At 59.8% G+C, this 13,535-nt stretch carries 11 protein-coding genes; 6 read left to right on the top strand and 5 right to left on the bottom strand.

Features of this window, described 5'->3' with window-relative positions; genetic code table 11:
• Positions 1-71: 71 nt before the first annotated feature.
• From AC1DRN_RS15265 to AC1DRN_RS15280, 4 genes are all read right to left on the bottom strand, one after another.
• Positions 72-566: a hypothetical protein gene (locus tag AC1DRN_RS15265; protein ID WP_223462900.1), complete on the bottom strand. Its 495-nt coding sequence runs from the start codon at positions 564-566 to the stop codon at positions 72-74.
• A 115-nt stretch (positions 567-681) separates the two neighbouring features.
• Positions 682-1,203 carry a GNAT family N-acetyltransferase gene (locus tag AC1DRN_RS15270; protein WP_223462901.1) on the bottom strand — a complete coding sequence of 174 codons (522 nt, stop codon included), beginning with the start codon at positions 1,201-1,203 and terminating at the stop codon, positions 682-684.
• Between the two features lie 92 nt (positions 1,204-1,295).
• Entirely contained in the window at positions 1,296-2,273 is a 978-nt protein-coding gene (locus AC1DRN_RS15275) for a LysR family transcriptional regulator (RefSeq protein WP_223462902.1), read from the bottom strand.
• A gap of 73 nt (positions 2,274-2,346) precedes the next feature.
• Positions 2,347-2,787, bottom strand: coding sequence for a carboxymuconolactone decarboxylase family protein (locus AC1DRN_RS15280; RefSeq protein WP_223462903.1), 441 nt, complete (start codon positions 2,785-2,787; stop codon positions 2,347-2,349).
• Between the two features lie 205 nt (positions 2,788-2,992).
• On the opposite strand from AC1DRN_RS15280, the gene pdxR reads away from it, so the two are divergent.
• The 4 genes from pdxR to AC1DRN_RS15300 all read left to right on the top strand — a co-directional run bounded on the left by pdxR (position 2,993) and on the right by AC1DRN_RS15300 (position 6,361).
• Positions 2,993-4,426: a MocR-like pyridoxine biosynthesis transcription factor PdxR gene (gene pdxR, locus AC1DRN_RS15285; protein WP_223462904.1), complete on the top strand. Its 1,434-nt coding sequence runs from the start codon at positions 2,993-2,995 to the stop codon at positions 4,424-4,426.
• Between the two features lie 123 nt (positions 4,427-4,549).
• Positions 4,550-4,843, top strand: coding sequence for a putative quinol monooxygenase (locus tag AC1DRN_RS15290; protein WP_108215849.1), 294 nt, complete (start codon positions 4,550-4,552; stop codon positions 4,841-4,843).
• A 167-nt stretch (positions 4,844-5,010) separates the two neighbouring features.
• Positions 5,011-5,421, top strand: coding sequence for a cupin domain-containing protein (locus tag AC1DRN_RS15295; RefSeq protein ID WP_457266134.1), 411 nt, complete (start codon positions 5,011-5,013; stop codon positions 5,419-5,421).
• Between the two features lie 229 nt (positions 5,422-5,650).
• On the top strand, positions 5,651-6,361 hold the full coding sequence (locus AC1DRN_RS15300; protein ID WP_457266135.1) for an ATPase: 711 nt from the start codon (positions 5,651-5,653) through the stop codon (positions 6,359-6,361).
• Positions 6,362-6,546: 185 nt separating this feature from the next.
• Here AC1DRN_RS15300 and AC1DRN_RS15305 read toward each other — a convergent pair whose 3' ends face one another.
• Positions 6,547-11,442, bottom strand: coding sequence for an NAD-glutamate dehydrogenase (locus tag AC1DRN_RS15305; RefSeq protein WP_223462907.1), 4,896 nt, complete (start codon positions 11,440-11,442; stop codon positions 6,547-6,549).
• Between the two features lie 504 nt (positions 11,443-11,946).
• Here AC1DRN_RS15305 and AC1DRN_RS15310 point away from each other — a divergent pair.
• Positions 11,947-12,300 carry a hypothetical protein gene (locus AC1DRN_RS15310; protein WP_223462908.1) on the top strand — a complete coding sequence of 118 codons (354 nt, stop codon included), beginning with the start codon at positions 11,947-11,949 and terminating at the stop codon, positions 12,298-12,300.
• Positions 12,301-12,574: 274 nt separating this feature from the next.
• Positions 12,575-13,534 (top strand): AAA family ATPase, encoded by a 960-nt coding sequence (locus AC1DRN_RS15315; protein ID WP_108215854.1) that lies wholly within the window; start codon positions 12,575-12,577, stop codon positions 13,532-13,534.
• The last annotated feature ends 1 nt before the right edge of the window (position 13,535 follow it).

Here is a 13,535-nt window from a genome sequence, read left to right on the forward strand (position 1 = left end):
TTTTATCGGCATTACCGACGTCATCGCGAGCAAGCTCGCTCCCACAGGGTCATGTGTCGTTGATCAAAGGCTCAGCCACGATCCCGGGGAATCAGGCTCTGCAACTGCTGCGCCAGAAGATTCGCATCGAACGGGAAGATATCCGGATCCTTCAGTCCATTGGTCTTGCGCCACTGCCAGCTACGCGACGGTGGTTGGCAAACCAGCGAGACACTGCCGAAACGCGCAGCGGTCAATCCCATCACCGCCAATGAAATCTGCCCACCTGCCCCCATGACTTCCGGGACAAATTCCACCGGTCTGCCGGCAATCACAATGGACAGTTTCTCGGTCTTGAATGGCGATGTCTCGACAGGAATGCTGGGGCCCGAGGCGACATACGCTTCGCGGTTCACTTCCAGCAGGTTCGGCGCCTGCACCGGCTCCAGCCATTGCTGAATCTGATCGAACAACTCATTAATGCAGGTGGCCCAAACCGCCGATTGCGACTCGAACAGTTGCTTCTTGTGTGCTTCGCTTTCGGCGTAGTGGCGCAGCATTTCACCCAGTTGCTGTACATCGTCCATTGCAGTGTTCCTTTGGTTGCAGCGGTGCTACGGACTTTGAGCATGGCAGATGCGTGCAGCCGGTGTGCAACTAACAGCCGGGAGGTACGCCAGAGGTTCGCCCTGGGCGGCTGACTCAACCGGCCTTGGGCGGGCGACGCAGGCGCGCCATGCTCAAGGTGTCCACCAGCACGCCGTCGCGCACGGCGTAATCACGGAACAGGCCCTCGGTTTCGAAGCCGAACTTGCGGTACAGGGCAATGGCCGCTTCGTTGTCGGCGTACACCGAAAGCTCGATGCGCTGCAGATTCATCCAGTTGTCAGCGATATCCAGTGCCGTCGCGACCAGCTTCGAACCCACGCCCTTGCCCTGCCACGCCACCGCAACGCCCATACCGAAACTGCCGGCATGGCTGCGACGAATGCGTGAGAACTGCTCCAGGCCAATGTTACCGATGACCGTCCCTTGATGCAGGGCCACCACTTTCACCAGGCGTTCGTTATCCAGCGCCAGGCGACTGCGCCAGAGCTCGGTGGACTGAAACGGCATTTGCAGGGTTTGTCGGGCGATCTGCGGGTCGTTGTACAGCGCCGTGATGCCTTCGATATGGGACTCGTTGAAGCGTTCGAGGGTGATAACGGGTTCGGTGGCTGGCATGGGTGAATCATCCTTGAAGCAGACATGGCCGCTCACTCTATCCCGAACGAAACCTTTGTGGCGAGGGAGCTTGCAGTCTATTCAAGCGATCTTCATTCAAACCACGCCCGGCGCTCGCTGAAGGTGTTTTCGATCAACTCGACGATCATCCGTACCTGCGCATCGTCCCCGGAATGGGCATTGACCGCCATCCACACCTGACGTCGCATCGGCTGGTCAAACAAGCCCGGCAAGGCAACCAGCCCGCGGTCGAAGTGGCTCATGTAGTGCGGCAGCAGGCCGATGCAGGCACTGCAACGGATCATCTCCAGCATCAGCTCCCAGGATTGCAGCTGCACCGCTCCGGCCAGGCGCTGATCCACCAGCGCATTCCATGGCCGCAAGCTTTCAACCTGGCCGTCCTGCTGCCATTGCACCAGGAGAAAACCGGCCAGGTCATCCAGGCATTCCGGCCTGGAAGCGACCCGCGAGTAGCGCTTGGCAATATGCGGCAGGTAATCCAGTTGCACCAGACGCCGGGGTTCAGTGGTGGCAAAGCTTGGCCCCGGTGATGGCGACTCGGTCTCGCCCAGCCACACCACCACGTCGGCGCTGACCGCCTGCAATGACAATTCGCTGTCGAGCGTGATGATGTCCAGCCGCACGCTGGCGTTGCGCCGCAGCAGTGTAACCAGGCCGCGTCCGAGAAGGTCATGCAGGATCGAATCCGCCACGGCCAGCCGAATCAACGGCTGCTCGATCACCGGTAAATTGCGCTCATGGGCCAGGGCGATCAATTGTGCGTGCAGCCGCAAGCCATCGCGGCTGAGGCTGAATCCATTGTCGGAATGAACGAACAGCGAACACTGGAGTTGCGTCTCCAGCAGCACCAGTTGCCTGCGCAGGCGGGTGGCCTTGAGGTTGAGACTGCGGGCGGCCTGCATGAAGCAACCGCAACGGGCGCTGGCGGTGAAACACAGCGCCAGTTCGGGGTCGATACCTGCTGCCAACTGGCGCCAGGAGGGGTTTTTATCAATGGCTACACGATACTCGGTAGCCCCCAGGCGGGTGCTGGTTTCCATGACTGACATCTAAGACTCCCTGTCGATCTGACACTGACAGTTACATCCTGCGGATCGTTCATGAACCTGGCATGACAAAGACTCAGGTGCTGGGCGTCTGGCGAAAGCTCACGGCCAGGCGGTTCCAGCTGTTGATGGTGGTGACGGCGATGGTCAAGTCGACCATTTCGCTTTCACTGAACTGCTCCCGGGTTTGGGCGTAGACATCGTCCGGCACGTGGCTTTCGCAGAGCAAGGTGACCGCCTCGGTCCAGGCCAGCGCGGCTCTTTCCCGCGGATTGAAAAAATTACTGTCGCGCCAGACCACTATGCAATAGAGGCGCCGATCGCTTTCGCCCAGGCGCCGTGCATCCACCGAATGCATGTCGGTGCAAAAGGCACAGCCATTGAGCTGCGAAGCGCGGATCTTGATCAGGTGCAGCAGGCCCTGCTCGATGCTCAGGCTGCTGGTCAGGGCCTCCATCGCGATCATGGCTTTCATCGCTTTGGGGGACGCGCTGTAGTAATCCAGGCGGGGGGTCATGGAGCGATCTCGTGCAGCAGTGATGTGATTCTCACGGTAGTCGCTGGCGCGGGGGCATGACAGATCCAATCAGGCGAATTCTCCGGGGACCACCGCCGCCAGACCAATTGACGGTTTTTCCACTGCACAACTTCTGCACGACAAGCGGATAGGGGTAATCTTGCGCGACGCACACGCGCCTCAACAGCCCCGGAGCCTCGCCGGTATGGAACTACATGTTGTCATCAACGGCCGCAAGGACCTGGCCGGCCAGCTGTACAACCAACTGCGCAGCGCCATCGAGTCCGGTCGCCTGACCGCCGGGACGCAACTGCCGCCCAGCCGTTTGCTGGCCGAGCAATTGGGTATTTCGCGCAAGACCATTTCCGATACCTACGCCCAGCTGACCTACGAAAACTTCCTCACCGGCGTGGTCGGCAAAGGCACTTACGTCAACGCGCGCACTTCGAAGGTGCAGCGTAAACAGAGCCATTGCGAGCTTGCCGGTTTCGAGGTGATCGAGTCCTGGCGCAACCTGCCGGTGTTTCTGCGTCACCCGACGCTTGAGGGCTCGCTGCGCTACGACTTCATCGGCGGCGCCACCGGCAAGGGCCAGTTCCCCCAGGATGACTGGCGACGCTGCACCTCTCACGCACTGCGCCAGATTGCCGGTTCCAAAGGCCTCTACAGCCTGCCAGAGGGCTTGCCCGCCCTGCGCAACGCCATTGCCCGGCACATCGCGTTCTCCCGCGGGGTCAATTGTCAGGATGAGGACGTGGTGGTGTGCAACGGCGCGCAGCAGGCGCTGGACCTGATCGCCCGGGTGCTGATCAGTCCAGGCAGCCTGGTCGCCATGGAAGACCCAGGCTACCCGCCGGCGCGGCTGCTGTTCGGCAGCCATGGCGCCACGGTGATTGGCATGCCGGTGGACGCCGAAGGCATTGTGGTGGACCAGATTCCTCGCGGTACGCGCCTGATCTACGTCACCCCTTCGCACCAGTTCCCGCTGGGCATGCCGATGAGCCAGGCGCGTCGGGTAGCCCTGCTGGCCAAGGCCCATGAGCTGGGCGCGATCATCATCGAGGACGACTACGACAGCGAATTCCGCTACGAGGGCCGTCCTGCCGATTCCCTGCAAAGCATGGATGAACGGGGGATCGTCGCTTACGTCGGAACGTTCTCCAAAACCCTGTTGCCGGAACTGCGTCTGGGCTATGCGATCCTGCCGCCAGCGATCCTCGAGGCCGTGGTGCGTGCCAAACAGCTCACTGACCTGCACACTTCGACCCTGCCGCAATGGGCGCTGGCCAAATTCATCGCCGAAGGCTGCCTGCTCAAGCACATCCGGCGCTGCCATGCGATCTATGCCGGGCGCCGCGAACGAATCCTGGCGCGCATGGCCGGCGATCTCTCGCCCTGGCTCGAGGCGGTGCCGACCACCGCCGGTTTCCACATGGTGGTGATGTGCAAAGTGCCGATGGATATTCCATTGGTGATCGAACTGGCGAAAAAAGTCGAAGTCGGGCTCTATGCCATCGACAGCTTTTTCTATCAGCAAGCGCCCAGGGCCGGGCTTTTCCTTGGTTTTGGCGCCATCGAAACCCTTGACATCGACATTGCCCTGGACCGTTTGCGCGACATCCTGCAGCAGGTGGCCTGACGGATTGGCCTGTGGCTTTATCCGGCGATTGGCTATTGGCGGTCCCGAGGGTCAGGCCTATCCTGCATAGGCGTTATCCCTCAATGAGCAGGACTCGTCCGGCTTGATTCAGGAGTGTGAGCAATGTCCCATGAAGTGATCAATACCGTACAGGTACAGGCCGCCGCCGGCCGCTCGGATGAACTGGGTAAGCAACTGCAAAAGATTGTCGAAACCCTGCGTGAACTACCGGGCTGCGAATCCTATATGGTCGACCGCTGCCCCGAGGACACCAATCGCTGGACCGTCAGCGCCCACTGGCAATCGGAAGCGGCCATGCGATCGCATTTCAACTGCCCGCAGGTCCAGGGTTTTATCAGCCTGATCGATAGCCAACTGGCCAATGCCGTGGACTTCAACAGCTTTCCGATCGTTTAACCAATTCCTGTGGCGAGGGAGCTTGCTCCCTCGCCACAATTTTTTCTCCATTGGCCCGCAATCCTCTGCAATTGGTCCCCTCGCCTTCCCGAATATTGGCTGTTTAACCTCTACTACCTGCGCACTACTGTTGTTTTCGACAACTAACCCACCGCAGGTAAAGAACCATGTACGTGTTGCGCTTCTGTGCTGCCCCCCTTGCCGCCCTGGCCCTGATATCTTGTGCATCGGCCTTTGCCCATGATCCTTCGGAAAAGGTCACTGTCCTGCAGGACGAAATGCTGAAGAACGTCCCCGGTAAAAAAGCGCTGATGATCGAAGTCGATTACCAACCCGGTCAGTCTTCCATCGCCCACAAACACGATGGCACCACCATGGCCTATGTCATTTCCGGAGAAATCACCTCCCAGGTGAAGGGCCAGCCAGCGAAAACCTACAAGCCCGGTGAGTTCTGGTATGAGCCGGCGGGTTCGGAACACATGGTGTCGAAAAACGCCAGCGCGACCAAGCCGGCCAAGTTGCTGGTGTTCATGGTATTGGCCCCCGACGAGAAAGTGTTGATCCCATTGGAACACTGATGGCTGAACGTACAGCTATAAATAAAAAGGCTCGAATCGCGAATTCGGGCCTTTTTATTTCCTCACGCAATTAACCGAAGACTTTTAAACCAAACAAAACTATTGGCCACCTGACAAGTGCAGATATTGGCCATTTAAATAAATCAACCAGGGTTTAGTCTTGAGTCACCGCCGGAACAGCACCGGCAACTTTAACTTTCGACTAATATTGTTTCACTGGAGAAACACCATGAAACTTACGCTTGCCAGTACGTTGACCATGGCTGCTGTATTAACCGGCTGCTCGATCCCCACCGCGCCCACGGCGGTCTCTTCGCTGAACGGTATCTTCACCGAACCGGTGGGCCGCAGCGGTGCCACCAGCATTACCAACGGTAGCCATGTTTCGTTGGGCGTTATCTACAGCCAATCCACTCAGACCAATCGTGCCTACCTTCGGGACTATCGAGCCAACGCCGGCACCGGTTTCGGCCAGAGCCTGCTGGTGCAGCCGATTCATGACGCCTACGTAGCCACCTCCAGGCCAGACCTGGCGGTGGATTGGGTCAAGGCCTCCCTGCAGCGGCAATTTGGCTCGGTTATCGTATACCCGGACATTCAGAGCCTCAGGGCAGCGAAACCGGATGTGATGGCAGTGGTCGACACCCGAAGTCAACTGATGACCTCGCGCAGTTCGGATATCCAGGCGGATGTCAGTGCGGACTTTTATGACAAGAACTTCAACTACATCGGTACTGCACAAGGCCATGACGCCAAAGCACTCAGCCCGGTGTGGGCCGACTATAAACGCAGTGAAGAGATAGTTGCGGATATTAATGAACAACAGAATGTGCAAGTCAGGGCACTGCAAAAGTTTGACCAATCGCTCAGTAATTTACTGACCAGCCCGACAAGTAATGTGTCGATGATTGATAATAAATCAAGCCAGAAGTTGTATTGAAATCAATGCCCCCATCGCGGGTAAGCCCGCTCCCACAGTAATGGGTGTCTTACACACCACTCATGTACACCCATTTACTGTGGGAGCGAGCTTGCTCGCGATGGCGCCGGTACAAACACCACAAGATTCCCAGACAAAAAAAACCCCGCATCTCTCAATGCGGGGTTTTTTCATTCAACGCCTGATCAGGCAGCCGGTTCCAGCTCGGCGGCGACAGCGGCAGGCACTACCGCTTGACCGCTCAATGCCAGGTCCAGCAGTTCGCGGTTGGCCACCGCGTACATGGCGTAGTCGGTGCCGCTGGCGGCACGGATTTCCACCAGCATGGCACGCCAGCGTTCGATCATGCTGTCGTGCTGCGCCATCCACAGCGCCAAGCGTGTTTCCACGTCCTGGGTACCGTCGCCCTGTTGCAGGACCGAGATGGTGATCGCGCGTTGCTGCCAGTCGACGTCATCGCGGAACGCTTCACGGGCCAGGGCCTGCCAGTTGTTTTCAACCGGCAGAGCGCTGATCTGTTGCATGTACCAGGTGATGTCCAGCGCACTGCCCACGGCGAAGTAGGCCTTGGCCACGTCCGCAGGGTCCTGACCGGTCACGTCGGAGGCCTCGATGATCGGCAGCAGGGTGTACAGGTGCGAGGTGCCAGCCACCATGCGCGCCAGCAACTCCGGTACACCGGCTGCGACGTACGCCTGGTAACGGGCCTGCCAGGTTTCGCGGATCTCGCCACTGAGCAGCTCGTCGAGCTTGAGGCCCAACTCCTTCAGGTGCGGACCGAAGTGGGCGACGTCACGGGCAGCGTTCTGCTCGTTGCGACGGGCACGCAGGAACCAGCGCGTAGCGCGACGGCCCAGACGCATCAGCTCGTCCATCAGCTCCAGTTGCACGTCGGCGGAGACCTGGTAGTCCAGGTTCTCGATCTGACGGAACCAGTGCGGGAGATGGAAAATGTCGCGCACGATCACGTAGGCGCCGGCCACGTTCGCCGGGCTCATGCCGGTCGACTCTTTGAGTCGTTGAACGAAGGTAATGCCCATGTGGTTGACCAGATCGTTGGCGATCTGGGTGCTGACGATTTCACGCTTCAGACGGTGACGACGCATGGCCGCGGAGAACTTGCTCACCAGGGTTGGCGGGAAAGCGGTTTCCATGTCGCGGGTCAGGTAGTCGTCGTCCGGCACCAGGGAGCCAAGCAACTGCTCCTTGAGGTCGATTTTGCTGTACGAGATCAGCACCGACAGCTCGGCGCGGGTCAGGCCGTGGCCTGCGGCGATGCGCTCGTTGATTGCATCTTCGGCCGGCAGGAACTCGATGGCGCGATCCAGCTTGCCGCGACCTTCCAGGTCGTTCATCAAGCGCTTGTATTCGGCAATCCGCGGCAAGGCGCGACGGGCAGCCAGGGACAGGGCCTGAGTCTGCTTGTAGTTGTTGCCCAGCACCAGACCACCGACTTCGTCGGTCATGCTCGCCAGCAACTGGTTACGTTGCTTGTCGGTCATGTCGCCGGCCTGAACCACTTCGTTCAGCAGGATCTTGATGTTCACTTCGTGGTCGGAGCAGTCCACGCCACCGGCGTTGTCGATGAAGTCGGTGTTGGAACCGCCGCCATTGAGGCCGAACTCGACGCGACCCAGTTGGGTCATGCCCAGGTTACCGCCCTCGCCCACGACTTTGCAGCGCAGTTCGTTGCCGTTCACGCGCAGTGCATCGTTAGCCTTGTCGCCGACATCGGCGTGGCTTTCGCTGCTGGCTTTCACGTAAGTACCGATACCGCCGTTCCACAGCAGATCCACCGGCGCCTTGAGCAAGGCGTTCAGCAGTTCGGTCGGGGTCAGCTTGTCGGCCTGGATGTCGAAGCGCTCTTGCATCTGCGGGGAAATCGCGATGCTCTTCGCGCTGCGCGAGAAGATCCCGCCGCCTTCGGACATGATGCTGGTGTCGTAGTCCGACCAGGCCGAACGCGGCAGGTCGAACAGGCGCTGACGCTCGGCGAAGCTCGATGCCGGCTCAGGGTTCGGGTCGATGAAGATGTGCAGGTGGTTGAACGCTGCGACCAGTTGCAGCTTGTCGGACATCAGCAAGCCGTTGCCGAACACGTCACCGGCCATGTCGCCGACGCCCACCACAGTGATGCTGTCTTCCTGGACATTGATGCCGCGCTCGCGGAAGTGGCGCTGTACGCCGACCCACGCGCCCTTGGCGGTGATGCCCATCTTCTTGTGGTCGTAACCGGCCGAACCACCGGACGCAAACGCGTCACCCAGCCAGAAGCCGTAGTCGATAGCGATGCCGTTGGCGATGTCGGAGAAGGTCGCAGTGCCCTTGTCCGCGGCCACTACCAGGTACGGGTCATCGTCGTCATGACGCACGACGTTGGCCGGTGGTACCAGGGCGCCATCTTTCAGGTTGTCGGTGATGTCCAACAGGCCCGAAATGAAGATGCGGTAGCAGGCGATGCCCTCGGCCGCGATCTCGTCACGGCTGCCGCCCAGTGGCAGGCGACGCGGCAGGAAGCCGCCCTTCGCACCCACCGGCACGATGACCGAGTTCTTCACTTGCTGGGCTTTTACCAGGCCCAGGACTTCGGTACGGAAGTCTTCTTCACGGTCGGACCAGCGCAGACCGCCACGAGCCACGTTGCCAAAGCGCAGGTGCACGCCTTCGACGCGCGGCGAGTAAACGAAGATTTCGAACTTCGGTACCGGCTTCGGCAGTTCGGGAATCAAGCGCGGGTTGAACTTGAAGCTGAAGTACGACTTGTTATGGCCGTTGGCATCGGTCTGGTAGAAGTTGGTGCGCAGGGTGGCCTTGATCAGGTCCAGGTAGCGACGCAGGATGCGGTCTTCGTTCAGTACCTGGACGTCGTCCAGGGCACTGTGAATCGCGTGTTCCAGGCGTTGCTGCTTGTCTCCCAGATCGTCGCCGGTCAGCTTGCGCGCCAGGTAGAAACGGGTCTTGAACAACCGGGTCAACTCGCGAGCGATGTCGGTGTGGTTGTTCAGGGTGCTGGCGATATAGCCCAGGTCGAAGCCCAGACGAATCTGCTTCATGTAGCGGGCGTAGGCACGCAGCAGCGCCACGTCGCGCCATGGCAGGCCGGCAGTCAGTACCAGACGGTTGAACGCGTCGTTCTCGGCATCGCCGCGCACGATGTGGACAAACGCGTCCTGCAGCGTGTCGTTGAGTTGCTGGATGTCGAGTTCCAGGCCTTCGGCGGCGGTGAACGCGAAATCGTGAATCCAGAACTCGCGGCCACTGTTGTGGCGCAGGCGGTACGGGAATTCACCCAGCACGCGCAGACCGAGGTTTTCCAGGATCGGCAGGACATCGGACAACGCCAGCGGGGTATCGGCGTGGTACAGCTTGCAGTGCAGCATGCGCTGGCCGGACACCTGGCCCAGCGGCTGGTAGAAGCTCATCACCAGCGGATTTTTTTCGTTGAGGCTCAGCAGGTGCTGCATGTCGACCACCGCCGAGTGAGCGGCGAAACGCTCGCGGTAGCCGGCCGGGAAGCCTTTCGGGAAGTCAGCCAGCACGTTGGTGCCGTGGGCTTCGCCGAAGCTTTCGATGGTCAGGGCGGCGTAGTCGTCCTGCCAGCTGCGGCAGGCCTGCACCACTTCGCGTTCCAGCAACAGCGGGTCGATGTCGAGACGGTTTTTCGGGTCGACGCGCAGGATCAATTGCACGCGGGCCAGCACGGACTCGGAGAAGAACGTCCAGAACTCGCAATCGGTCGCTTTCAGGCGATCCATCAGCACATGCTGGATCTTCTGGCGCACTTCGGTGGAATAGATGTCACGCGGCACGTAAGCCAGGCAGTAGCAGAAACGGCCGTACGGGTCTTTGCGCAGGAACACGCGAATCTTGTTGCGTTCCTGGATCTGCACGATCGACATCACGGTGCTGAACAGCTCGTCCACCGGGGTCTGGAACAGATCGTCGCGCGGCAGCACTTCGAGCACCTGCGCCAGTTCCTTGCCCAGGTGGGCCTTGGCCTGGAAGCCGGAACGGTGTTCGATTTCCTCGACCTTGCGGCGGATGTACGGGATCACTCGCACGCTCTCGCCATACACCGACGAGGTGTACAGGCCCATGAATCGGCATTCCTTGATGACCTTGCCGTTGGCGTCAACTTCACGGATCGACACGAAATCCGGGTAAGCCGGACGGTGGACACGGCTTGGGTGCGAAGCCTTGGCGAACGACAGCAGGGTCGGTTCGCGCAGGTAGTTCACGGCGTAGTCTTCGATGCGCAGGTCATCGTAGGTCAGGCCGGCGCGCAGCAGTTTGGTCAGGCCGAGGAAGGAGTCCTTGTCATAGACGATGTGGCCGCCATCGGCTTCATCGCTGACCACGAACTCTTCGTAGCCGAGGAAGGTGAAGTGGTTACCCACCAGCCATTCCAGGAAGCTCTTGATTTCACTCTTCTCGTCGGCATCGACGGCGAACTGGCTGTTGTCCAGCATGGTCAGGATGTCCTGAACCTTGGCCTTCATCGGTTCGAAATCGCCGACGGCAACGCGGACTTCACCGAGCACCTGTTCCAGCTCTTTGCTCAGGACATTGAGCTCGGCGGTGTTGGCGCAGCGGTCGATTTCCAGGTACATCAGCGACTCTTGCTGAATGTCGTCGCCCTGGGTGCCTTTCGGCAGGATTTCCAACAGCTCGCCCTTGCTGCCACGACGCACGCTGAGCACGGTGGTTTGCAGGGTATGGATGCTGTAGCCGCGGCGGTTCAGCTCGGTACGCACCGAGTCCACCAGGAATGGCAGATCGTGGTGCAGCACTTCGACCGCGGTGTGGGTCGACTGCCAGCCGTGGCGTTCGTAATCGGGGTTGAAGACGCGCACTTGCGGTTGCGCGTGATCGAAGCGCTCAAGCAAGCGCCATGCAGAAAGGGTGCAACCAGCGAGGTCGGACATCCGACGCTGGGTCAGCTCGTCAAGGGAAATGATGCCGAAGAATTGTTCAGCGAACAGCGCCACTTGTGGCAGTGCCTGTTCATTGATGTGCTGCGCCAGTGCCGCTTGCAGTTGGTGCTGGAAGTCGGCTTTGCTGGCTGCGGTGAAGAACGCCATCTGTGGTACTCCGCTTGGGCTTGTTATTGATGAAAGCGTCGCGTGCAAAAACCCCTTGCGGGGCGGTCCGTCACCCGGTTCCTGATTCTCGGGCAGAGGAAACAGGGCGACAGGTGGATGAAGCTGGACGAGACACTCAGGTCACATTCACCGTCCGTGAATGGGCATCTGCAAAAACGACTGGGCTGCGTGCAGCGCAATGTCTTTACGGGTGCTCATCCGTTGCGCAGCTTAACGAGTGCGGCAAGACCCGTGCTTGCGGTGCTGCGACATATTCGGTCAACGGTACGCTGCTCAAGGCATGCGCATCGAACAACACTAGCATTCGCACAGGAAAATGACGGTTTTCCGTCCGGTTTTACGGGACTTGAGTACCAGAAATGACCAGTAACACTCTATCCGTCCACGACCGGGTCTTTGACACTCGGACGAGCAGAAATCTCCGCGGGCTGGCAAAATCGCCCTTTGTAGCGTTTACCACGCCCGCCGGGCCAGGAATTTCCCATGAAAATGAAAACCGCCCTCTTGATCGTCAACCCTTGCGATGACGAAGAAGACAACATGGCCATGCTCTGCTGCCACAGCGACCAGGGCGAAATGTTCCTGATGAGCCGCTACCCCGATGAAGACGAGCTGGAAATCACCCTCGACGGCGAGCCTTCGACCCTGGATGGCGTGAAAGTCACGCTCAGTCCTAACCTGTTGAAGATCGAAATTGCGGCGGCTGATGCTGATGCGTTGAATGGGGATGATGTGCTGGAAATCACCTTCGATGCCGACATGACGGACCTGGCTGAAGTGGAAGAGACCTTGCAGAACATTCTTGAAGGGACTGGCACCTTTATCAGCCAGCTCTGAATATCAGCGCCTGTTCCGGCCTCATCGCGAGCAGGCTCRCTCCTACAATTGATCGTCGTACACCGTCAATGTAGGAGYGAGCCTGCTCGCGATGGGGCCGGCACAGCCACCCAACCACTCCCCTGCTACGAAAATCCAGCAATTACCCCAACCATTTCCCCCACTTTGCACAAAATGCCGTTAGTCGCCGCCCCCCGCGATGGATTAAAGTAACGCCCCCAGCCCTGGCGTACTTCGAACGTCCTCGGCCACCCTTTTGCAGGAACAGTCATCGATGGAACATCGTGAAGCGCTACTCGCGCTGCGAACCTTTCTTTCAACGCAGATTCTCGGCCAGGAAAAACTCATCGAGCGCTTGCTCATCGCCCTGCTCGCCGACGGCCACATGCTGGTCGAGGGCGCCCCTGGCCTGGCCAAGACCAAGGCCATCAAAGAACTTGCCGAAGGCATCGAAGCCCAGTTCCACCGCATCCAGTTCACCCCTGACCTGTTGCCGGCCGACATTACCGGTACGGAAATCTACCGCCCGGAAACCGGCAGTTTCGTGTTCCAGCAAGGCCCGATTTTCCACAACCTGGTGCTGGCGGACGAAATCAACCGCGCCCCAGCCAAGGTTCAGTCGGCCTTGCTCGAAGCCATGGGCGAGCGGCAAGTCAGTGTCGGACGCAGCACCTATGAACTGTCGCCCTTGTTTTTGGTGATGGCCACACAGAACCCTATCGAGCAGGAAGGCACCTACCCGCTGCCCGAAGCCCAGCTCGACCGCTTCCTGATGCACGTGAAGATCGGTTTCCCGGACGCGACGGTTGAACGCAAGATCCTGCAACAGGCCCGTGGCGAAGCCCTGAACGGCGAAGCGAAACCTGAGCGTCGGGTTACCCAACAGACGATCTTCGCCGCACGCAAGGAAATCCTCGGCTTGTACATGGCCGACGCCGTGGAGGAATACCTGGTGCAACTGGTCATGGCCACCCGCACCCCGGCCAAGTTCGATCCGGAAATGGCCGAGTGGATCGCCTACGGCGCCAGCCCGCGCGGTTCGATTGCCCTGGACCGCTGCGCCCGCGCCCACGCCTGGCTGGCCGGGCGCGACTTCGTCAGCCCGGAAGACATACAGGCCGTGCTGTTCGACGTGCTGCGCCATCGCATCATTCTTTCCTTTGAAGCCGAAGCCGCTGGCATCGACCAGGACCGGGTGGTCCAGCGGATTCTCGACGTCGTAGCCGTCGCTTGAC

The organism is Pseudomonas sp. P5_B3, assembly GCF_056400405.1.

Bases quoted from the DNA above. Each gene is read 5' to 3' on its own strand.
- AC1DRN_RS15265 (WP_223462900.1), bottom strand. From the start codon at position 566: ATGGACGATGTACAGCAACTGGGTGAAATGCTGCGCCACTACGCCGAA.
- AC1DRN_RS15270 (WP_223462901.1), bottom strand. From the start codon at position 1,203: ATGCCAGCCACCGAACCCGTTATCACCCTCGAACGCTTCAACGAGTCC.
- AC1DRN_RS15275 (WP_223462902.1), bottom strand. From the start codon at position 2,273: ATGTCAGTCATGGAAACCAGCACCCGCCTGGGGGCTACCGAGTATCGT.
- AC1DRN_RS15280 (WP_223462903.1), bottom strand. From the start codon at position 2,787: ATGACCCCCCGCCTGGATTACTACAGCGCGTCCCCCAAAGCGATGAAA.
- pdxR (WP_223462904.1), top strand. From the start codon at position 2,993: ATGGAACTACATGTTGTCATCAACGGCCGCAAGGACCTGGCCGGCCAG.
- AC1DRN_RS15290 (WP_108215849.1), top strand. From the start codon at position 4,550: ATGTCCCATGAAGTGATCAATACCGTACAGGTACAGGCCGCCGCCGGC.
- AC1DRN_RS15295 (WP_457266134.1), top strand. From the start codon at position 5,011: ATGTACGTGTTGCGCTTCTGTGCTGCCCCCCTTGCCGCCCTGGCCCTG.
- AC1DRN_RS15300 (WP_457266135.1), top strand. From the start codon at position 5,651: ATGAAACTTACGCTTGCCAGTACGTTGACCATGGCTGCTGTATTAACC.
- AC1DRN_RS15305 (WP_223462907.1), bottom strand. From the start codon at position 11,442: ATGGCGTTCTTCACCGCAGCCAGCAAAGCCGACTTCCAGCACCAACTG.
- AC1DRN_RS15310 (WP_223462908.1), top strand. From the start codon at position 11,947: ATGAAAATGAAAACCGCCCTCTTGATCGTCAACCCTTGCGATGACGAA.
- AC1DRN_RS15315 (WP_108215854.1), top strand. From the start codon at position 12,575: ATGGAACATCGTGAAGCGCTACTCGCGCTGCGAACCTTTCTTTCAACG.